Source organism: Nocardia sp. NPDC087230 (genome assembly GCF_044744725.1).
Taxonomy (GTDB): Bacteria; Actinomycetota; Actinomycetes; order Mycobacteriales; family Mycobacteriaceae; genus Nocardia; species Nocardia canadensis.
In genome coordinates this window covers 16,457-36,615 of sequence record NZ_JBIUYV010000012.1, presented here as the reverse complement: position 1 = coordinate 36,615, position 20,159 = coordinate 16,457, and the positions used below count along the sequence as shown (strand labels likewise).

17 protein-coding genes are annotated in these 20,159 nt (G+C 69.4%); 8 read left to right on the top strand and 9 right to left on the bottom strand.

The features are described 5' to 3' along the window. Positions 1 to 77 precede the first annotated feature (77 nt). Both argH and ACIO52_RS28565 read left to right on the top strand, forming a co-directional pair. Positions 78 to 1,496 carry an argininosuccinate lyase gene (argH, locus tag ACIO52_RS28570; protein ID WP_316574114.1) on the top strand — a complete coding sequence of 473 codons (1,419 nt, stop codon included), beginning with the start codon at positions 78 to 80 and terminating at the stop codon, positions 1,494 to 1,496. Between the two features lie 41 nt (positions 1,497 to 1,537). Beyond that, positions 1,538 to 1,861 carry a DMT family transporter gene (locus tag ACIO52_RS28565; RefSeq protein WP_402648183.1) on the top strand — a complete coding sequence of 108 codons (324 nt, stop codon included), beginning with the start codon at positions 1,538 to 1,540 and terminating at the stop codon, positions 1,859 to 1,861. Positions 1,862 to 1,871: 10 nt separating this feature from the next. Here ACIO52_RS28565 and ilvA read toward each other — a convergent pair whose 3' ends face one another. Beyond that, entirely contained in the window at positions 1,872 to 3,089 is a 1,218-nt protein-coding gene (gene ilvA / locus ACIO52_RS28560) for a threonine ammonia-lyase (protein ID WP_218718158.1), read from the bottom strand. A 68-nt stretch (positions 3,090 to 3,157) separates the two neighbouring features. Further along, entirely contained in the window at positions 3,158 to 4,327 is a 1,170-nt protein-coding gene (locus ACIO52_RS28555) for a serine hydrolase domain-containing protein (protein ID WP_402648180.1), read from the bottom strand. A gap of 106 nt (positions 4,328 to 4,433) precedes the next feature. Here ACIO52_RS28555 and ACIO52_RS28550 point away from each other — a divergent pair, with 106 nt between their 5' ends. The 3 genes from ACIO52_RS28550 to ACIO52_RS28540 all read left to right on the top strand — a co-directional run bounded on the left by ACIO52_RS28550 (position 4,434) and on the right by ACIO52_RS28540 (position 7,458). Continuing rightward, a complete protein-coding gene (locus ACIO52_RS28550; RefSeq protein ID WP_218718156.1) occupies positions 4,434 to 5,156 on the top strand; it encodes a GntR family transcriptional regulator in 723 nt (240 codons plus the stop codon). An 83-nt stretch (positions 5,157 to 5,239) separates the two neighbouring features. Then, positions 5,240 to 6,730, top strand: a complete 1,491-nt coding sequence (locus tag ACIO52_RS28545) for an NCS1 family nucleobase:cation symporter-1 (RefSeq protein ID WP_218718155.1) — start codon at positions 5,240 to 5,242, stop codon at positions 6,728 to 6,730. Beyond that, positions 6,730 to 7,458 (top strand): aspartate/glutamate racemase family protein, encoded by a 729-nt coding sequence (locus ACIO52_RS28540; protein WP_218718154.1) that lies wholly within the window; start codon positions 6,730 to 6,732, stop codon positions 7,456 to 7,458. Before ACIO52_RS28545 ends, ACIO52_RS28540 begins: the two co-directional genes overlap by 1 nt. A gap of 8 nt (positions 7,459 to 7,466) precedes the next feature. Here ACIO52_RS28540 and ACIO52_RS28535 read toward each other — a convergent pair whose 3' ends face one another. The 5 genes from ACIO52_RS28535 to ACIO52_RS28515 all read right to left on the bottom strand — a co-directional run bounded on the left by ACIO52_RS28535 (position 7,467) and on the right by ACIO52_RS28515 (position 12,132). Next, complete coding sequence (locus tag ACIO52_RS28535; RefSeq protein ID WP_218718153.1) at positions 7,467 to 7,820, bottom strand: hypothetical protein; 354 nt, start codon at positions 7,818 to 7,820, stop codon at positions 7,467 to 7,469. A gap of 192 nt (positions 7,821 to 8,012) precedes the next feature. Further along, positions 8,013 to 8,582: an isopentenyl-diphosphate Delta-isomerase gene (idi, locus tag ACIO52_RS28530; protein WP_316574117.1), complete on the bottom strand. Its 570-nt coding sequence runs from the start codon at positions 8,580 to 8,582 to the stop codon at positions 8,013 to 8,015. Then, positions 8,579 to 9,454: a geranyl diphosphate 2-C-methyltransferase gene (locus ACIO52_RS28525; RefSeq protein ID WP_218718151.1), complete on the bottom strand. Its 876-nt coding sequence runs from the start codon at positions 9,452 to 9,454 to the stop codon at positions 8,579 to 8,581. Before ACIO52_RS28525 ends, idi begins: the two co-directional genes overlap by 4 nt. Continuing rightward, positions 9,451 to 10,713 (bottom strand): family 2 encapsulin nanocompartment cargo protein terpene cyclase, encoded by a 1,263-nt coding sequence (locus tag ACIO52_RS28520; protein ID WP_402648174.1) that lies wholly within the window; start codon positions 10,711 to 10,713, stop codon positions 9,451 to 9,453. The genes ACIO52_RS28525 and ACIO52_RS28520 overlap by 4 nt, the downstream gene beginning before the upstream one ends. A gap of 12 nt (positions 10,714 to 10,725) precedes the next feature. Further along, positions 10,726 to 12,132 (bottom strand): family 2B encapsulin nanocompartment shell protein, encoded by a 1,407-nt coding sequence (locus tag ACIO52_RS28515; RefSeq protein ID WP_402648171.1) that lies wholly within the window; start codon positions 12,130 to 12,132, stop codon positions 10,726 to 10,728. Positions 12,133 to 12,470: 338 nt separating this feature from the next. Here ACIO52_RS28515 and ACIO52_RS28510 point away from each other — a divergent pair, with 338 nt between their 5' ends. The 3 genes from ACIO52_RS28510 to ACIO52_RS28500 all read left to right on the top strand — a co-directional run bounded on the left by ACIO52_RS28510 (position 12,471) and on the right by ACIO52_RS28500 (position 17,677). Next, complete coding sequence (locus ACIO52_RS28510) at positions 12,471 to 13,256, top strand: DUF4239 domain-containing protein (RefSeq protein ID WP_218718148.1); 786 nt, start codon at positions 12,471 to 12,473, stop codon at positions 13,254 to 13,256. Positions 13,257 to 13,398: 142 nt separating this feature from the next. Continuing rightward, positions 13,399 to 16,356 (top strand): AMP-binding protein, encoded by a 2,958-nt coding sequence (locus ACIO52_RS28505; RefSeq protein ID WP_402648167.1) that lies wholly within the window; start codon positions 13,399 to 13,401, stop codon positions 16,354 to 16,356. A 97-nt stretch (positions 16,357 to 16,453) separates the two neighbouring features. Continuing rightward, positions 16,454 to 17,677, top strand: coding sequence for an alpha/beta hydrolase family protein (locus ACIO52_RS28500; RefSeq protein ID WP_402648164.1), 1,224 nt, complete (start codon positions 16,454 to 16,456; stop codon positions 17,675 to 17,677). Between the two features lie 21 nt (positions 17,678 to 17,698). Here ACIO52_RS28500 and rffA read toward each other — a convergent pair whose 3' ends face one another. Both rffA and ACIO52_RS28490 read right to left on the bottom strand, forming a co-directional pair. After that, positions 17,699 to 18,835, bottom strand: coding sequence for a dTDP-4-amino-4,6-dideoxygalactose transaminase (rffA, locus tag ACIO52_RS28495; RefSeq protein WP_218718145.1), 1,137 nt, complete (start codon positions 18,833 to 18,835; stop codon positions 17,699 to 17,701). Beyond that, positions 18,832 to 19,872, bottom strand: coding sequence for a glycosyltransferase (locus ACIO52_RS28490; RefSeq protein WP_218718196.1), 1,041 nt, complete (start codon positions 19,870 to 19,872; stop codon positions 18,832 to 18,834). Before ACIO52_RS28490 ends, rffA begins: the two co-directional genes overlap by 4 nt. Positions 19,873 to 20,159: the final 287 nt, after the last annotated feature.

The window sequence follows — 20,159 nt, the reverse complement described above, 5'->3', positions numbered from 1 at the left end:
GACACCGGCCGGTCCACGCGGACCGGCCGGTGCCGTGCCCAGCCATGCCCGCCAGCCGACCGGAGGAAACCGCGACCATGACCCACAGTGGAACCAACGAAGGTGCGCTCTGGGGTGGGCGATTCGCGTCCGGCCCGGCCGAGGCGATGGCGGCGCTGAGCAAGTCGACCCATTTCGACTGGGCGCTGGCTCCCTATGACATCCGCGCCTCCAAGGCGCACGCCCGCGTCCTGCACAAGGCCGGGCTGCTCTCCGACGACGACCTGACCGGCATGCTGGCCGGCCTGGACGCCCTCGCTGCCGACGTCGCCTCGGGCGCCTTCGGGCCCGCCGAGTCCGACGAGGACGTGCACGGCGCGCTCGAGCGCGGCCTGATCGAGCGGGTCGGCACCGAACTCGGTGGCCGGTTGCGCGCGGGCCGCTCGCGCAACGACCAGGTCGCGACCCTGTTCCGGATGTGGCTGCGTGACGGTGTGCGCCGCGTCGCCGCCGGCGTGCTCGATGTGGTCGATGCCCTGGTCGCCCAGGCCGCCGCGCACCCGGACGCCGTGATGCCCGGCAAGACCCACCTGCAGGCCGCGCAGCCGGTGCTGCTCGCCCACCATCTGCTCGCGCACGCCCATCCGCTGCTGCGTGATCTGGAGCGCCTGCGCGACTTCGACAAGCGCGCCGCGATCTCCCCGTACGGTTCGGGCGCGCTGGCGGGTTCCTCGCTGGGCCTCGACCCCGAGCAGATCGCCGCCGAACTCGATTTCACCGCCTCGGCCGCCAACTCGATCGATGCGACCTCCTCCCGGGACTTCGCGGCCGAGGCCGCGTTCGTGCTGGCCATGATCGGCGTCGACCTGAGCCGGATGGCCGAAGAGATCATCATCTGGAGCACGCCGGAATTCGGGTACGTCACCCTCGCCGACGCGTGGTCGACCGGCTCGTCGATCATGCCGCAGAAGAAGAACCCGGACGTCTCCGAGCTGACCCGCGGCAAGGCGGGCCGCCTGATCGGCAACCTGACCGGTCTGCTGGCCACCCTGAAGGCCCAGCCGCTGGCTTACAACCGCGACCTGCAGGAGGACAAGGAACCCCTGTTCGACTCGGTCGCCCAGCTCGAACTGCTGCTGCCCGCCATCGCGGGCCTGGTCGCCACCCTCACCTTCCACACCGACCGGATGGCCGAGCTCGCCCCCGCCGGCTTCACCCTCGCCACCGACATCGCGGAATGGATGGTGCGCCGAGGTGTTCCGTTCCGGGTCGCGCACGAGGCCGCGGGCGCCTGCGTGCGGGCCGCCGAGGCGCGCGGCGTCGGTCTCGACGAACTGACCGATGAGGAATTCGCCGCCGTCGACGCGTCGCTGACCGCGGGGGTGCGCGACGTGCTCACCGTCCAGGGCTCGATCGCCTCCCGCAACGCCCGCGGCGGCACCGCCGGTGTCCGCGTCGCCGAACAGCTCGACGAGGTCCGCAAGAACGCCGAAGACGCCCGCGCCTGGCTGAACTGACCGCGGGCGTGTCACCGCCGCGCGGCGGTTACCCTGCGGCCATGACCCTGGTCCTGCTGGCACTGGCCATCGCCTCCGAAGTCACCGCGACGGTGTCGCTGAAGCTCTCGGGCGGTTTCACCAAGCTCGTTCCCTCGATCGTCGTGGTGATCGGCTACGCCACCGCGTTCTACTTCCTGTCCCAGGCGCTGAAGCGGGGCATGGCGATCGGGGTGGCGTACGGGATCTGGTCGGCGGTGGGTGTCGCGGCGATCGCGCTGATCGGGGTGCTGTTGCTGGGGGAGCGGCTGACCCTGGTGCAGGTCGGCGGGATCGGGCTGGTGATTCTCGGTGTGCTCGCGCTGGAACTCGGTGGCGCGCACTGACGTCGGTGCGCTACAGCTCCGCGCGGACCCGGAATCCCGCGTCGCGCAACGCCTCCAGGACGTCGTCGCGGTGGGCGGGGCCGCGCGTCTCGACGGTGAGCGAGACCTCCACCTCGTCGACCTCGAGCCACATCCCGGTGCGTGAGTGGACGATGTCGACCACGCTCGCCCCGGCGCGCCCGACCACCCCGAGCAATGCCGACAGCGCGCCCGGCCGATCGGCGATGGTCACTCGCATCGCCAGGTAGCGGCCCGCCGCGCTGAGGCCGTGCCCGATCACCCGGGTGAGCAGCAGCGGATCGATATTGCCGCCGGACAGGATGGTCACCACCGGGCCGGGCAGCGCGCGGTCGCGCAGCGGGGACAGCAGCGCGGCCACACCCGCCGCGCCCGCCGGTTCGACGATGAGCTTGGCCCGTTCCAGGCACAGCAGCAGCGCCTTCGACAGCGCGTCCTCGTCGACGGTCACGATTTCGCCAACCAGCTCCGCGACGTGCGCGAACGGCACCGCGCCGGGCAAGCCGACCGCGATGCCGTCGGCCATCGTCGCCATGCGCGGCACCCGGACCGGCTTGCCCGCCGCCAGGGAATCGGGCCAGGCCGCGGCCTCTGCCGCCTGCACCCCGATCACCGTGACCCGCGGCGCGAGCGCGTGCAGCGCCACCACCACACCGGCGAGCAGGCCGCCACCGCCGGTCGGTACGACGACGGTGCCGACGTCGGGCACCTGCTCGAGGATCTCCAGCGCCACCGTCGCCTGACCGGCCACGATATCGGGATGATCGAACGGGTGGATCAGCGTCGCACCCGTCCGCTCGGCGAATTCCTGTGCGGCGAGCAGGGATTCGTCGATGGTGTCGCCCACCTGATGCACCTCGGCGCCGTAGGCGCGGGTCGCCACCAGTTTGGGCAGTGACGCGCCGATCGGCATGAACACCGTCGAGGTGATGCCGAGCTCGGCGGCCGACCACGCGACACCCTGCGCGTGATTGCCCGCGCTGGCCGCCACCACCCCGCGCGCCCGCTCGGCCGCCGGGAGATTCGCGATCCGGTTGTAGGCGCCACGCGGCTTGAACGAGCCGGTGCGCTGCAGGTTCTCGCATTTGAGCAGCACCTGCGCACCGACCCGTTCCGACAGCACCCGCGACCCCACGGTCGGCGTGCGCCGGATCACCGGCGCCAACAGCCGCGCGGCCGCCTCGATCCGCTCGAGTCCGACGGTCTCCATGGCCACATCGTGCCAGCCGGGCGTGGGGACCGGTGATCACCACGCGCCGGTGGCGATGGCGATGACGGCTAGGCGGCCTTGGCGATGTTGTGGGCCATGGTGCCGAGGCGGGTGAGCCGGGCGTCGCCGAGGGGCGTGAGTTTGCCGCCGAGCCGGTTGGTGACGAAGGCCAGCGACATCCCGGTCTCGGGGTCGGCGAAGGCGCCGGAGCCGCCGAGGCCGAAGTGGCCGAAGGCCGAGATCGGTTCGGCCTTGGACGGTTTCATCGGGACTCCGTGGAATCCGAGGGCCCACGGAATGCGGAAGGCCAGCACGTAATCGGGAGTGAAGACCTGGCGGGTGGCGAAGCGGCGGATCGACCCCGGTTCCAGGATGCGGGTGCCGTCGAGTTCGCCGTCGTGCGCCAGCGCCGCGTAGACCCGGGCCAGCGCGCGCGCCGAGAACACACCGTTGACCCCGGGCATGACCGAGTCGTGCACGCGCGGATCGACGATGAGGTCGGCGAACCCGCGCGGGGTGGTCTCCGCGGCCGCCGCGTATCTGGTGCGGGTGAGCAGATCCGAACCCCGGTCCCAGTCCATGCCCGCGGCCCGCAAGCGCGGAAAGGTGGTGGCGATGCGGTGACGCTGCTCCGTCGGTACCCGGAACCAGAGCTCCTCGGCGCCGAGGGGTTCGGCGAGTTCGGTCCGGACCACGTCGACGAATTCGCGTCCGGTCACCCGGCGCACCAGTTCGGCGGCCAGATGTCCGTAGCTGATCCCGTGATAGCCGCTGGTGACCCGGTGCCGGGGATCGGGAGTGGCCGCGGCCAGCGCGGCGGTGACGGCCTCGTCGTCGAGGAAGCGTTCCACGGGCCCGGGCAGCAGGCCGCGCAGCCGATGCAGGCCGGCGCGGTGGGTGAGCACGTCGCGCACCGTGATGTGTTCCTTGCCCGCCGCCGCGAACTCGGGCCAGTACTCGGCCACCGCGGTGTCGTAGTCGAGGTGGCCGCGCTCGGCGAGCTGGTGGATCACGGTGGAGGCGACGCCTTTTCCGGTGGAGAAGGCCAGTGCGACCGTGTCCGACGCCCACGGCACCCCGGGACTCGCGTACCCCGCCCAGACGTCGACGACCGGCTCGCCGTGCAGGTATACGCACAGCGCGCCGCCGCCGTGCGACGGTTTGCGGAAGAGGCGGTCGAACATCGCGACCAGGCTGACGAAACGGCGATCCACCGACTGCGTTGTCGAAACTCCCATCGTTCGAGCATGCCACCCCGCACACAGGACCGGTCGGTACGGTGATCGTTTCCTGACCGTCACATAGCGGACAGCGCTCGCAATACATCGTCCATAGCATGTGGGTATGCCCCCGAGAAGACGATCGGCGCTGCTCGCGAGGCTCGTGGTGGACGAGCCCGGCCGCCCCCAGGTGATCCTCGGCGAACTGCGCCGGGTGATCCTCGACGGCGCCGTGCCACCGACCACCGTGATTCCGCTGCGTGAGGTGGCCGTGCTGTTCGGCGTGAGCCACATCCCCGTGCGCGAGGCGCTCAAGACGCTGATCGGGGAGGGGCTGGTCACCCATCGCCCGCAGCGCGGCTACCAAGTGGCCCAGCTCACGCCCCGGGAATTGCGTGAGATGTACATCGTGCGCGACACCTTGGAAACCGCCTCGCTCGCGGCCGCGGCGACCAACGCCGGCGAGGCCGAACGCGCGCATCTGCTCGCGGTGAACGAACTCCTCGAGCGCGCGATCCTCGACGACGACCCGGAGACCTATCAGCGCCAGTCGCGCAGCTTTCATGTCGCGCTGACCCGCCCGTCGCGGATGTTCCGGCTGCTGCACATGCTCGAAGCCGCCTGGAACGTCACCGAACCCGTGCAATCCATGGTCCACATCGATCGGTGTGACCGGGAGCGATTGCACTCCGACCACATCGCGATGCTCGATGCGTTCCTGGCCCGCGATGTCGAGCGGCTGCTCGCGGTCGCCGACGAACACCATCGGCGCCTGGAATCGGTGATCGCGACTCTGCCCACCGATACCGGATTGCTCGCGCCCGAAGATATATCTTCCGTGCAATAGCCGGGAAATTGTCGGGAAACCGAAGGGCAACTGCTGATACTTACCGTCAGCGAAGCAGATTCACCCTTCGGATGGGAACGACCATGACCGATACCATCACCTCCTCGGCGGGCGTACCCGCCGGTGATCCACCCGCCTACGATCCCCGGCTGACCAACGAGGATCTGGCGCCGCTGCGCACGCAGAGCTGGGGCACCTACAACATCTTCGCGTTCTGGATGTCGGATGTGCACAGCGTCGGCGGATATGTCACGGCCGGTAGCCTTTTCGCACTCGGCCTGGCCAGCTGGCAGGTGCTGGCGGCCTTGCTCATCGGTATCACCATCGTCTATTTCTTCTGCAATCTGGTGGCCAAGCCGAGTCAGGTGACCGGCGTGCCCTATCCGGTGATCTGCCGCAGCGCTTTCGGGGTGCTCGGCGCGAATATCCCGGCGATCATCCGCGGGTTGATCGCGGTCGCCTGGTACGGGATCCAGACCTTCCTCGCTTCGGCGGCGCTGGATGTCGTACTGGTGAAACTGTTTCCGGGATTGGCGCCGTACGCCGTCACCGCCGACTACGGGTTCCTGGGCTTGTCGCTGCTCGGCTGGGGTAGCTACCTGCTGCTCTGGGTGGTGCAGGCGTGCGTGTTCTGGCGCGGCATGGATGCGATCCGCAAGTTCATCGACTTCTGTGGTCCTGCTGTGTATGTCGTGATGTTCGTGCTGTGCGGATATCTCATCGCGAAAGCCGGCTGGGGCGCGATCGACCTGAACCTGGGCGAGGTGACCTACACGGGCTGGGCATCGGTGCCGGTGATGCTCGGCGCGATCGCGCTGGTAGTGTCCTACTTCTCCGGGCCGATGCTGAATTTCGGTGACTTCTCCCGCTACGGCAAGAGTTTCCAGGCCGTGAAGACCGGCAATCTGCTCGGCCTGCCGGTGAATTTCCTGGTGTTCTCGTTGCTGGTCGTGATCACCGCGTCGCTGACGGTGCCGGTCTACGGTGAATTGATCACCGATCCCGTCGCCACCGTCGCCAAGATCGACTCCACCTTCGCGATCGTGCTCGGTGCGCTCACCTTCACCATCGCCACCATCGGCATCAATATCGTCGCGAACTTCATCTCGCCCGCGTTCGATTTCTCGAATGTGAGCCCGCAGCGGATCAGCTGGCGCGCGGGCGGCATGATCGCCGCGGTCGGTTCGGTGCTCATCACGCCGTGGAATCTGTACAACAATCCCGATGTCATCCATTACACGCTCGAAGTGCTCGGCGCTTTCATCGGCCCGCTGTTCGGCGTGCTGATCTGCGACTACTACCTGGTGCGCAAGCAGAAGGTGATCGTCGACGATCTGTTCACCATGTCCGAGCAGGGGACCTACTGGTATCACAAGGGCTATCACCCGGCCGCGGTCGTCGCGACCGCCGTCGGCGCCCTCGTCGCGGTGTTCCCGGTGCTGGCCAACAGCCTGCCCGGCATGCACACCGCCGCCCAGTACAGCTGGTTCATCGGCTGCGGTCTCGGCTTCCTCACCTACTACGCGCTGACCGCGGGCAAGCGCGCGGCGGCCGCCCAGGAGGTCGGTGCCTGATGCGGATCCGGGTCGTCAACCCGAACACCACGCGAGCGATGACCGAGACGATCGAGCAGTGCGCCCTGGCCGTCGTGGGCCCGGGCACGCTGCTCGACGCGGTCACCTCCGAGACCGGTCCGGCCTCCATCGAGAGTCACTACGACGAGGCGATGAGCGTGCCCGGGCTCCTCGCGGCGATCCGGCGCGGCGAAGCCGACGGCGTGGACGGCTACGTCATCGCCTGCTTCGGTGATCCGGGGCTGGACGCGGCCAGGGAACTGGCGGCGGGCCCCGTGATCGGGATCGCGGAGGCGGCGATGCACACCGCGAGCCACCTCGGCCGCGGGTTCAGTGTGGTGACGACCCTCGGCCGCACCCTCGGCCGGGCCGCGGATCTGGCCGAACGCTATGGCATGCAGCGGTTCTGCCTCGGCATCCACGCCTGCGAGCTCCCCGTGCTCGCGCTCGACACCGACCCGGACGCCCGCAAGATCGTGACCGAGGCGTGCCGGACCGCCGTGTCCGCCGACGGATCCGACGCGGTCGTGCTCGGTTGCGCGGGGATGGCCGACCTGTGCGCGCACATCAGCGCCGAGATCGGCGTCCCGGTGATCGACGGCGTGGCGGCGGCGACCCTGACCGTGCAGTCACTGGTGACGCTCGGCCTGCGCAAGTCGGGCAGGGGAGAGTTCGCCACGCCGCCGCCGAAGACCTACACCGGGCTGCTGGAGTCGTTCGGCTCCTGAGCGCCGGGTCAGACCCCGATGGCTTCGGGGGTGAGCTCCGCCAGCACGGCATCGAGATCGTCGACGTCGACGACCAGGCGGGTGAAGTCGGGTCCGTCCAGGTCGATGCGGACGGCGCTGCCGCCGAAAGTGGTGTCCCAGAACTCTTTTCGGCCCTTGCCGCGATAGACGCCGGCCGCGATCACCCCGGGGATGAAGGTGCCGGGGGCGCGGACCCACGGCGGGCGCAGGTCGACCTCGGCGGGGCGGATGCCGGTGATGGCGGCGCGGTCGATCACGACCTGCTGGCGCAGGGCGAGCAGGCGATGCCCGCCGAGTACATGGACCGTCACCGTGTCGTCGTTGATCTCGACCTCGACCATCGCTACCTCACTCGCCGTCGGTGGAACCGTTCCCTGTTCAGAGTCCCCGTCCGGCCTGGTCGGCGACTGTGGCGAGCCTGTGATTTCACCAAGAACATAAAACATCGGCAGATATAGATATGCGCATCTAACTTTGGATCCCTCCCCGGAGTAGGCGGACAGCGTCCTGGCCGGACAAGCGGCAAGGAGGGGTTAGGCCTGGCCGGCGGCGTGCGCCCGGTCGGCGATCTCGAGCACCTCGGCCAGCCACGGCGTGTACCGGCCCGGATGTTCGGCGAGGTCGGCCCGCAGGCTGCCCGGGGCGATCCACGCCCAGGTGGCGACCTCGGCCGGGTCGGGCTGCGGCGGCACCTCACCGGCCACGCCGATCAGGACGTGGTCGTACTCGTGCTCGACCCGGCCGGTGGTCTCGTCGCCGGCGCGATAGCGGAAGGCGCCGACCTCGGTGAGTTCGGCGGCCATGCCGAATTCCTCGCGCAACCGGATGGCGGCGGCTTCGAGCACCGGCTGACCGGGCGCGGGGTGCCCGCAGCAGGTGTTGGCCCACTGCAGCGGGAAGCGGGTCTTGACCGCGGCGCGCTGCTGGATCAGCACGTTGCCGTGGCGATCGAACAGCAGCACCGAGAAGGCGCGGTGGAGCGTGCCCGGTGGCCGATGAGCATCGGCCACCGAGCACGCTCCGATCGCCACACCCGCGTCGTCGACCAGCTCCACGGGCAGGGCTTCGCGGTCGGTCGACGGTTCGGCGAGCTGTTCGGTCACCTGGCCACCTTATCGGCGACGATCATCAGGTACTGGAAGCTCCCCTCGCGGTAGGCGGTGAGGAAGGGCTGCTCGACGCCGGTGGCGAGCTCGGAATGAGTGCGCAGCTCCCAGTAGGGGATGGTGTCGGGCGTGAGGTCGACCACGGTGGTGGGGACCAGACCGTTGTCGGACAGGGCGCGGAAATACTCGCTGCGCGGATGGATCATGCAGCCGTAGTGCGCGTCGATCCAGCTCACCGAGGCCGAGCGGCCCCCGGTCACGTCGTTGGAGCAGCCGGTGATGCACACGTACCGGCCGCCGGGTTCCAGCAGCCGGCTGAACTCGTCGTACAGATCGAACAGGTCGACGTACATGGTGGTCTCGTTGGTCCAGATGCCGCGCACCGATTCGTCGGCGAAGCCGGTGTCGAGCATGTTGCGGAAGTGGAACCGGACCCGGTCGCCGACGCCGCGGGACGCCGCCTGGTCGTTGGCGAAGCCCACCTGGTACTCGGAGATGGAGACCCCGTCGACCTGGCAGCCGAAGCGATCCGCCGCCATGAAACTGGTGCCGCCGCGGCCCGAGCCGCCGTCGACGAGGCGGTCCGCGGTCTGGATCGGACCGAGATGGTCGAGCAGGTAGTCGGCCTGGGCGGTCTCGAGCCGGTGCAGTTCCCGCACGATGCGGTCCTGCCTGGTCGACTCCGGTCCCTCGATGACCGACCAGTCGGGGGCGCCGATGCCGTAGTGGTGGTGGTAGAGACCGTCGACCTCGCCCAGTTTGGTGTTGACCCGGTCGTCGTTGGGATTGTTGTTCCAATACGCCGCGACGGAGCGCTGGTAGGTGGTGCGCAGGACAGTGCTGTCGGTGCGGGGGTTCGCGATGGTCATCGGTCGTCCTCTCCTGGTGCGATGTCGTGGTATCGGCGGCTGCCGGCGTGCCAGGCGCGGTTGCCACCCATCCAGGCCCACAGGCCGGCCAGAAAGCGGCGCAGCTGGGGTGAGCCCGCGGCGGCGAGCGGGGCCGCTTCCCGTTCGAAGCGGTGCATGAGCTCGTCGTGGATCTGTGCGGTCCGCAGGACCGCCTCGGCGCGGCTACAGCCCTCCTCGGCGGCCAGGACCGTCGGCAGATTGAACTCCCTGCCGCCCGAAAGGTCCTCGCGCGCCATCGAATACAGGTCGTTCACCATCTGGGCGGCCAACGCCGCGGTGGTGGTGACCCGTCGGACGGCCGGATCGGTGTACTCGGGGGCACCGAGCTCGTAACCCCCGACGACGTCGATCGGCGCCATACACGGCAGGAAGCTGTGCGGCTGCCGGTTGGTCAGGTACTCCCAGACCGGTGGCATCCGGTCCGCGGCGCGCCAGCCGGCCTCGGCGCCGAGCGCGATGAACCAGCCCGCGATCTCGGTGCGTAACCTGGCCAGCTGCGCCGGGCTCGCGTACCCCGCCAGGCACGCGAAGGAGGTGCGGAAGGCGCGCAGGATCGGGTCGGCCTGCATGGCCTGTTCGAGCCGGGGCGCGTACCGCGCGGGCAGGTGCGCCGGGTCCATCGCGGCCGCGGCGAGCTCGAGCCGGGGGCCGAGTTCGGCGGCGGCGCTGGACGGGGTGCCGTCGGGTGCGGTGTCGCCAGGGGCGTCCTCCTCGCAGTAGTAGTCGTCGACCGACCATTCCGCGACCGCGCAGCGGGCGGCCCCGAGGAGCAGATCGGGGTCGTCGCAATCGGGATGGGCGAGCATGATCAGCCGGCCGAAGTCGGCCTTGCCGAGTTCGTCGAGTCGTCCTTCGTAGAGGCCGATCTCGGCGGCCCAGGCGAGCAGGCCGACATTGACGGCCTCGGCCAGGGCGGGGTCGTCACGTTCGGGTGGTGGACAGTAGAGAGCCGGAATCTGCTGTGGTGCGGTGGGTGTCGTCTCGACGGCGGCACTGCGCCAGAGACTGGTGGTGCCGATTCCGGTCGGGCCGGGTAGCCGGCGCGGACCTGCCGATGGACGCACCGCCGGTGGAACACGCTGCGGGAGAACGGCGGCCGAGGTGCCGAGCCGGGCGAACAGGACCGCGGGTGCGGTCGCGTCGTGGAGCAGGGCGGCCACCGTGCCCGCGAGCTCGGTACTCGCGTGGGGCGCCGCCGCCCTGGTGAGGATCGACACGGCGCGCGCCGCTCAGTCGGCCCGGCGCGCGACGAGGACGTCGTCGAGAACGCCGAGCGCGTCGGGGACCAGCACAGCGGCCGAGTAGTAGCAGCTCACCAGGTACGACATGATCGACTGGTCGTCGATCTGCTTGAACCGGACGTTCAGGCTCGGCTCGTACTCGTCGGGGATACCGGTCTGGTGCAGCCCGACCACACCCTGGTCCTTCTCCCCGATGCGCATCGCCATGATGGAGGTGGTCTGGGTGCCGCTGACGGGGATCTTGCCGCAGGGCAGGATCGGCACGCCGCGCCAGCCGGGTACGCGATGGCCCTGGAACTCCACCGGGTCGGGATACAGTCCGCGGCGCGAACATTCGCGACCGAAGGCCGCGATCGCCTTCGGGTGCGCGAGGAAGAACTTGGTGCCGCGGCGCATGCTCAGCAGCTCGTCCATGTCGTCGGGGGTCGGCGGTCCGGACTCGGTCGTGATGCGCTGCTTGAGATCGCAATTGTTCAGCAAGCCGAACTCCGGGTTGTTCACCAAGTCGTGCTCGCGGCGTTCGTAGAGCGCTTCGACAGTCAGCCGCAGCTGCTGGTCGACCTGGTTCATCGGGTCGTTGAACAGATCCGCGACGCGGGTGTGGATGCGCAGCACGCTCTGCGCCAGGCTGAGCTCGTACTCCCGGGGACTGGCGTCGTAGTCGACGAAGGTGCCCTCGAGCAGGGGCTCCCCGGAATGGCCCGAGGAGATCTCGATATCGGCCTCGCCCTTGGAATTCTGTGTCCGCTGCGGCGTCCGCGCGGCATCGGTGCGAATGCGGGCGAGGTCGGGATTCGTTTCCAGGAATTGTTCGAACGATTGTCTGGGCAGACACAGAATCGTCGTTCTGGTCGCCGTTTTCACGGTGTCGGGCCAGATCGCCGACGGGTCGGTGAGCATGTCCTCGCCGTAGTAGTCGCCGCCCGACAGCATGCCGAGTTTGGTGGCCTCGCCGTATTCGCCGGAGCCGATCCTGGCGAGTTTTCCGTGGACTACCAGAATCACCTGATCCATCGGATTGCCGAATTCGGCCACCACGGCGCCGGGGTCGAGATCGTATTGGACGAAATTGTCGGCCAGCGGGCGCAGCAATTGATCGTCGTCGACATCGCGCAGCGGGGGCAGTTCGCGCAATTCCTGGGGGATCACCCTGGCGCGCGCACCGTCGACGATGAACTCGACCTCGCCGTTGCCGACGGTATGGGTGAGCCGGCGATTGACGCGGTAGATACCGCCCGCGACCTGCACCCACGGCAGGGCGCGGGACAGCCACCGGGAGCTGATGCCCTGCATCTGCGGCTCGGATTTGGTGGTGTGCGCCAGCTGATGCGCCGCGGTGGTGCTGAGGCTCTTACGGACGGAATTGTCTGTGGGCAGCGGCATTTCGATGGTCATGGAGATCCTCACCTCGGGACGGAAATCGGCACGGCCGATCGGCCTGTGCGGCGCGACGGTGCGCGACAGGCTGGGGGTGGGCAACGATGCGAATCGAATGGTCCTGCGCGGATGAAACCGGGCTTGTGAAACGGTGTTACACGAAATGAGAAGCGTGTCAGTGCGTTCCGGACGAGATCGATGGTAGGTGGTCGGTGGCGCGGTTCGCGAGTTATTCGCGAAAACATGGCTGTGACCGGGAGATCCGTTGCGGGGGAGGCGATTGCGGCGCACCAGATGTCCTGGGATGAATCGCGGATCGATGCCGGGATCGGATTCGGAGTAGTTATCGTCGGACCATGTTCACCTGGATATACGAGCTACCGATCTGGCTGGACTTCCTGCTCATCACCGGCACGGCCGTGGGGCTCACCGTGACCGCGATTCTGCTCAGCAGACAGGCGGTGCGGCGCGCGTTCGGGCCCGAGACCGGCTGGAACGAGACCGTCACCATGGTGCTCACCGTCGGTGGGGTGTTCTACGGGTTGCTGCTCGGGCTCATCGCGGCGGCGACCTACGAGTCCTACGACGTGGCGCAGAGCCGCGTCGCCGACGAGGCCGCCGCGGTCGGCACCCTGTATCGGGAGGTGAGTGCCTACCCGGAGCCGTATCGGGAGTTGCTGCGCGACGATCTCGCCGACTACACCCGCGACGTGCTCGACGTCGTCTGGCCCGCGCTGCGGGAGGGCGAGGAGCCGATGGGCGGCACCGCGCTGGTGACCAGGTTCCAGGGTCACCTGCTCGAGTTCCGGCCGGCGAGCAGTGCCGAGGAAATCCTGCACGCCGCCACCATCGACCAGTTCGCTCGCTTCGATTCCGACCGCAGGCACCGGATCAATGCCACCAAAGGCGGCATTCCGGACGTGCTCTGGTGGACGATCCTGGTCGGCGGCGCGGTGAACCTGGTGCTGCTGTGCCTGTTCTGCCTGGGGAAACACGCCCATCTGGTGCTCGGTGGACTGTTCGCGTTCTTCCTCGGTGCGATGATCTTTCTGATCGCCGCGCTGGATTATCCGTTCCGCGGTGATCTCAGTGTGAGCAGCGAGCCGTTCGACAGCGTCTACGTGAACGTGATGGGCCGCTGAACCGCCACGGTGTGACCCGAATCGCCGCAACATGCGGCCTGTCACAGCCGACACATAATGGAGGTCCGGTGTGGTTAGCTCATATGAGCACATCGGGGTGTGTGAGGTGTGTCACTTTCAGCAGGTAGGCCAGGTGGGAACGGTGGATATCAGTCCAAAAGGTGTGGTCGGTTCTATGCAGCGGTTGCTGGCTACCGCGCAGAACGGGCTGGAGGTGATCCGCTTCGGCGGATTGGCACACGACGTCGAGTCCTCGCCCTTCGAGGTCGTCGAGCGCCGACGCATGTACCGGTTGCGCCATTACTTCCCCGACGATACGACGCCCGGCCGTCCGGTGGCGCTGCTGGTGCCGCCGTTGATGGTGAACGCCGACATCTGGGATGTCAACGCCGCCGGCGGCGCGGTCGGCATTCTGCACGCCAGCGGAATCGACTGCTGGGTCATCGATTTCGGCTCGCCGGCCACCGAGGAGGGTGGCTGGGAGCGTGACCTGGCCGACCATGTGCTCGCGGTGGACTCGGCCATCGACACCGTGTGCGAGGCCACCGGCGCGCAGCTGCACCTGATGGGCTACTCGCAGGGCGGCATGTTCGCCTACCAGACCGCCGCCTACCGGTACGGCAAGGGCGTGGCCTCCATCGTCACCTTCGGCAGCCCGGTCGACATCGTCGCGGGCATGCCGTTCGGGCTGCCCTACGGCGTGGTCTCCGAGGTCGCCGACTTCCTGGCCGACCACGTGATGCACCGGCTGCCGATCACCGAGTCGATGGTGCGCATCGGCTTCCAGATGCTCGACCCGGTCAAGACCGCCAAGTCGCGGATCGACTTCCTGCTGCAACTGCACGACCGGGAAGCGTTGCTGCCCAAGGAACGTCAGCGCCGCTTCCTCAACAGCGATGGCTGGGTGGGGTATTCGGGTCCCGCGGTCGCCGATCTGCTCAAGCAGTTCGTCGCGCACAACCGGATGATGCTGGGCGGCTTCGTGATCCGCAATCACCCGATCTCGCTGGCCGAGCTGCGCTGCCCGATCCTGGCCTTCGTCGGCGAGGTCGACGACATCGGCCAGCCGGGTGCCGTGCGTGGCATCGTGCGGGCCGCGCCCAACGCCGAGGTCTACGAAGCCAGTTTGGTGGCAGGGCATTTCGGTCTCGTCGCCGGTTCGACGGCGACCAATCACACCTGGCCGATGGTGCGCGACTGGATCGCCTGGATGGACGGCAACGGCTCGCTGCCCGAGCAGATCGTGCCCATGCGCGAGCACGTCGCGAGCAACGCCCCGCGCACCGCCGCGACCCGGGTGGTGCACACCGCGGCGTCGCTGGCCGAGGCGGGCGCCGGCGTCGGCAAGGCGCTGGAAGGCATCGCCGGCAACACCATTCGTGGTTCGCTCGAGATGGCGGGCGAGGCCGCGCGGGCGCTGCCACGCCTGACCCGGCTCGGCATGATCCAGCCGCACACCCGCATCTCGCTGGGCAAGCTGCTGCACGAGCACGCCAAGCGGGCGCCGCAGAAGGACCTGTTCCTCTTCGACGACCGGGTGCACACCAATGCCGCGGTCGAGGTGCGCATCGACAATGTGGTGCGCGGTTTGATCTCGGTCGGTATCCGGCCCGCCACCCGGGTCGGCGTCGTCATGGAGACCAGGCCGAGCGCGCTGGCCGCCGTCGCCGCGCTCTCGCGCCTCGGCGCCGTCGCGGTCCTGCTGGCCCCCGGCGCCGAGCTGGACCGGGCCATGGAGCTGACCGGCGTGCAGACGCTGATCACCGACCCGGAGAACCTGCGCACCACCGCCGCGACCGGGGCCAGGGTGCTGGTGCTCGGCGGTGGTGACGCCCGGCGGCTCGCGCTGCCGACCACCGACCGGGTGATCGATCTCGAGCAGGTCGACCCGTCCACGGTGCGGGTGCCCGCGTGGTACCGCCCCAACCCGGGCCTGGCGCGCGAGCTCGCGTTCATCCTCGTCATCGGCACCGGTGACCGGCTGGAGGCGAAATACATCACCAACCATCGCTGGGCGCTGTCGGCGTTCGGCACCGCGAGCGCGGCCGACCTCGACCGCCGCGACACCGTGTACTGCCTCGCGCCGCTGCATCACTCGTCGGGGCTGCTGGTGAGCCTCGGCGGCGCGATCGCGGGCGGTAGCCGGATCGCGCTGGCCAGGCCGATGGACCTGGAGCCGGGCCGTTTCGCCGAGGAAGTGCATCGCTACGGCGTCACCGTCATCACCTACACCTGGACGATGCTGCGCGACCTGCTCGACGCGCAGGTCTTCCCGGCCGGGCACAACCACCCGATCCGGCTGTTCATCGGCTCCGGTATGCCCGCTGGGCTGTGGCGGCGCACCGTGGAGCAGTTCGCCCCGGCCCGGGTGCTGGAGTTCTACGCCTCCATCGACGGCGACGTGGTGCTGGCCAATGTGCCGGGCGCCAAGATCGGCTCCAAGGGCAGGCCGGTGCCGGGCACCGCGCATGTCGAGCTGGTCGCCTACGACCCGGTCACCGAGCAGATTCTCGTCGGCGACGACGGTTTCGCGCGGCGCTGCGCCGACAACGAGCCGGGTCTGCTGCTCGGCAAGTCGGTCGACGGCGGTGACCTGTCCGACGGTGGGTTGCGCGGGGTGTTCCGCGCCGGGGACGCCTGGTGGCCGACGGAGAACCTGTTCCGGCGCGACAGCGACGGTGACTACTGGTTGGTCGACCGCCGCGACACGGTGATCCGCACCCCGCGCGGACCGGTGTTCACCCAGCCGATCGTGGACGTGCTCAACGACATCACCCCGGTCGACATGGAGGTCGCCTACGGGCTGCCGACGCCGTCGGGCGTCCTGGCCGCGGCCGCGCTGAGCGTGCGCAAGGGCTTCCGGATCGAACCGGGTGACGTCACCGAGGCGATGCGTGCGCTGGCCCCCGATCAGCGACCCGATCTGGTCTACGTCGTCGACGAGATCCCGCGCAGCACCAGCTTCCGGCCCTCGGCCACGGCGGTGCAGGCCGCGGGTCTGCCGAAGGCGGGGCCGAACACCTGGATCTACCACCGGGAGACCGACACCTACGAGGTGCTCACCGACGCGGCGGCCGCCACCCTGTTCGGCGGCCACTGACTCGGGTATCCGGGCCGATCGGTCGACTCGGGTAGATTGCCCGCGGCACTGATCGGCATCCCCGCGTTCCGGCGTGGGCGGACTCGGAGGTTCGGTAGTGATCGGTTCACGGACGCTCTCGGCACGACTGGCGGCCCCGGTGGCCGTGCTCGCCGCCATGTTCGCGGTCGGTGCGCCGGTCGCGGTCGCCCAGGACGGGCAGGCCGGGCCCGAGTTCTTCACGCCCGCGGCGGATCTGGTGCCGGGCGAGCACGGCTCGGTGATCCGGTCGCGTCCGCTCACCGGCGATCCCGGGGTGCCGGGTGCGCGCAACCACCTGGTGCTGTACCGCTCGGTGGACATGCGGGGCAACCCCGTCGCGGTCTCGGGCACCCTCGCGGTGCCCCAGGGCGAACCGCCCGCAGGCGGCTGGCCGCTGATTTCGTGGGCGCACGGCACCACCGGCACCGCCGACGTGTGCGCGCCGTCCCGTGACACCGGCGCGACGTTCCCCGCGCACGACTACACCGCCCTGGCCCGCGAGGTCCAGGCGCGGTGGGTGGCCGCCGGTTACGCGGTGGCCCAGACCGACTACCAGGGGCTCGGCACGCCGGGCCCGCACGGCTATCTGATCGGGGAGGCCGAGCAGCGCGCCGTCGCCGATATGGCCACGGCGGCACGGGTGATCGCGCCCGAGATCGGCAGCGGGTGGGTGGCGATGGGGCACTCGCAGGGCGGACAGGCCGCGGTGTTCGCGAACGCGCGGTCCCAGGAGTGGGCGCCGGGGATGCGGCTGCTCGGTGCGGTGGCGATGGCGCCCGCGTCGCACCTGGGGCCGGTGGTGCGTGGGCTGGGGCTGATCGGCCGGGCCGGTGCCGCGGCGGACGTGGTCCCGGCCGGGTCGGTGGCGTTCCTGCCGCTGTTCCTCCGTGGCGCCGAGACCGTCGCCGCGATCGATCCGCCGACTTTCCTTGCGCCGCAGGCCTTGTCGATGCTCGGACAAGCCGACGACCGCTGCATCGGGCAACTGCGGGCGGCCGATTCCTGGGGCGGACTCGACCCGGGCACGGTGTTCACCGAGGATCCGCGGGTCGACGCGCTCGCCGGGGTACTCGACGCCAACGACCCCAGCTCGCTGCCGCTGACCACCCCGCTGCTGGTGCAGCAGGGTTCCGGCGACACCGTGGTGCTGCCGCTCGCGACCGATGCCATGGTCGCCCGGCAGCGGGCGGCCGGTCACGCGGTGGACTATCACACCTACCCCGGCGTCGATCATCGCGGCCTGCTCGCCGCGGGCTACGGCGCCGCGCTGGCCTGGGTGAACGCGCGCTTCGGCCGCTGAGACCCGGCTGGTGCCGGGCGACTACACCTGGAACTCGGTGACCGCGTCGATGACGCGAGCCTGCTGCGCCTGCGACAGCAGCGGCCACAGCGGTAGCCGCACGATCGTCGCCGAGAAGTTCGCCGATCGGGTGCACGGCACCGGCGTGCGGCCGTACTTGAGCCCGGCCGGGCTGGAATCGAGCGGAATGTAGTGGAACGGCGCGACGATGCCGCGCTCGGCGAGGTGGCCGATGATGCGGTCGCGGCTCTCCTCGGTCGGCATCCGCAGGTAGAACAGGTGCGCGGTGTGGCCGCGGTCGGCGGGCACCGTCATGGGGCGCACATCGTTGCGGGCCGCCCACTCCGGCAGCGCCGCCGCGTAGGTGTCCCACACCCGGTGCCGCTGCCGCTGGATGGTGTCGAACTCGGCCAGCTGGGCGTCGAGGACCGCCGCGTTGAGCTCGCTGGGCAGGTAGCTGGAGCCGATGTCCTGCCAGGAGTACTTGTCGACCTGACCACGCAGGAAGCGGGCGCGGTCGGTGCCCTTCTCGCGCATGATCTCGGCGCGACCCATCAGGATCTCGTCCGAGAGCAGCAGCGCGCCGCCCTCGCCGCAGTGCACGTTCTTGGTGTCGTGGAAGCTCTGGGTACCCAGCGTGCCGATGGTGCCGAGCTGCCTGCCGCGCCAGGTGCCGCCGAGACCGTGCGCGTTGTCCTCGATGATCGCCAAGCCGTGCTGGGCGGCCAGCGCGAGCAGCGGCTCCATGTCGGCGGCCACCCCGCCGTAGTGCATGACGACGATCGCCTTGGTGCGGTCGGTGATCGCGGCCGCCGCGGCCGCCGGATCGATGTTGCCGGTCGAATCGTCGATGTCGACGAACACACATGTCGACCCGCGCAGCGCCATCGCCGTGGCCGCCGAGGTGAACGCGAAACTCGGGACGATCACCTCGTCCTCGGGGCCCAGTTCCAGCAGCAGCGCGCCGAGTTCGAGAGCGTGCGTGCACGAGGTGGTGAGCAGCGCGTGCCCGGCGCCGGTGATGGCCTTGATCTTCGCCGTCGCCGACTTGGTGAACGTGCCGTCACCGTGACTGTGATCGGAGTCGAGCACGGCCAGCAGATTGGCGCGCTCGGCGGCGGCGCGGAACGGCCTGCTGAAGATGATGCGCTCGTTCACTCGTGGTGACCCTTCTCCGCCGCGGCTGCCGGCGCCACGGCGTCGACTCGATGAGGCACAGCCGGCGCATGCATCGTATCCGGGCGCGGAGTCGGGGTCTCGACGGTCAGGTACAGCGGCTTGCCGACCAGGATGTGCAGCGCCACACCGAGATACTCGGCGATCAGGCCCAGCGAGAACAGGGTCGCCCCCGAGCACAACAGCAGCACGACGATGATCGACGCCCAACCCTCGGGATCGTGGTTGTCCTGGGTCAGCGCCTGCACGATGACCACGGCGGCCATGATCACTCCGGCCAGCGCCAGGGTCACCCCGAGCATGCTGACCAGGCGCAGACCACGGGTGCCGCTGCACAGCACCATCTTCCAGAACAGCGAGAACAGGCGGCGGTAGTTGTAGCCGGACTCCTCGCGGCCTTCGGCACGCAAGACCACCGGCACCTGCACGGCGTTGCCGACCACCCAGGTCAGCGCCACGTCCAGGTACACACCGTTGGCGGCGACCTCGGCCAGCTGACGGCCGATGTCACCGCGGATCAGCCGGAAGCTCTCGAAGCGCGTCGAATCCGGGAACGCGAACACCGTCGCGAGCACGATCTTGGCCCCACGCGAGGTGAGGTTGCGCAGGAAACCGTGCGGGCGGGTGTTGGTCGGCTTGGAGTAGACCAGGTCCGCGCGCGAGGCCAGCGCCGCGTCGAGGAAATCGGCGATGAACGCCGGGTCGTGCTGACCGTCCTCGTCCATGGTGACGATCCAGTCGCCGCGCGCGGCCGCCATCCCCGCGATCGTGGCGGCGTCCTGGCCGAAGTTGCGGCTCAACCAGACCGGGCGCACCTGCGGGTACGTGCGGGCCAGCTCCTGCAGCACCACGTCCGACCGGTCGGGGCCGTTGTCGTGCACGAGGATGATCTCCTCGACCGCGAACCGGGCGCCGGCGGCGGACGTCGACGGACCGGTCAGCCGATCCAGCTCGGCGACCAGGGCAGCGATCGTCTCCTCGCCGCGATACACCGGCACGACCACCGACACCGAATGCACCGGGCGCGATCCGTCGCGGTCGGGCGCACCGGCACGCAGGACGGCGCCGGGGCGGGACGAGGGTGCGGGAGGAAGCGGCATCGTCGACTTTCGTGTGTTTTGGCGGCGGGCGCCGAGGACAGCAGAGACTCCTGCGGTGGTGCGCACTTTAACACCGGAATGCGACACCTCGTGGTGTGGCCAGGGGCGATCGGGGACACCCGGTCCAAGCCCCGTGCGACGGTGCCGATGTGGTCGCTTGCCTGTAGGGTCTGGTCCTCGTGGTGGAAAGTAGAACCCCTCCCCGT

Coding starts and splice junctions, on each gene's coding strand:
- ACIO52_RS28510 (WP_218718148.1), top strand. CDS start 12,471: ATGTTCACCTGGATATACGAGCTACCGATCTGGCTGGACTTCCTGCTC.
- ACIO52_RS28535 (WP_218718153.1), bottom strand. CDS start 7,820: ATGGTCGAGGTCGAGATCAACGACGACACGGTGACGGTCCATGTACTC.
- ACIO52_RS28555 (WP_402648180.1), bottom strand. CDS start 4,327: ATGGGAGTTTCGACAACGCAGTCGGTGGATCGCCGTTTCGTCAGCCTG.
- ACIO52_RS28550 (WP_218718156.1), top strand. CDS start 4,434: ATGCCCCCGAGAAGACGATCGGCGCTGCTCGCGAGGCTCGTGGTGGAC.
- ACIO52_RS28515 (WP_402648171.1), bottom strand. CDS start 12,132: ATGACCATCGAAATGCCGCTGCCCACAGACAATTCCGTCCGTAAGAGC.
- ACIO52_RS28565 (WP_402648183.1), top strand. CDS start 1,538: ATGACCCTGGTCCTGCTGGCACTGGCCATCGCCTCCGAAGTCACCGCG.
- ACIO52_RS28525 (WP_218718151.1), bottom strand. CDS start 9,454: ATGACCATCGCGAACCCCCGCACCGACAGCACTGTCCTGCGCACCACC.
- ACIO52_RS28545 (WP_218718155.1), top strand. CDS start 5,240: ATGACCGATACCATCACCTCCTCGGCGGGCGTACCCGCCGGTGATCCA.
- argH (WP_316574114.1), top strand. CDS start 78: ATGACCCACAGTGGAACCAACGAAGGTGCGCTCTGGGGTGGGCGATTC.
- ACIO52_RS28540 (WP_218718154.1), top strand. CDS start 6,730: ATGCGGATCCGGGTCGTCAACCCGAACACCACGCGAGCGATGACCGAG.
- ilvA (WP_218718158.1), bottom strand. CDS start 3,089: ATGGAGACCGTCGGACTCGAGCGGATCGAGGCGGCCGCGCGGCTGTTG.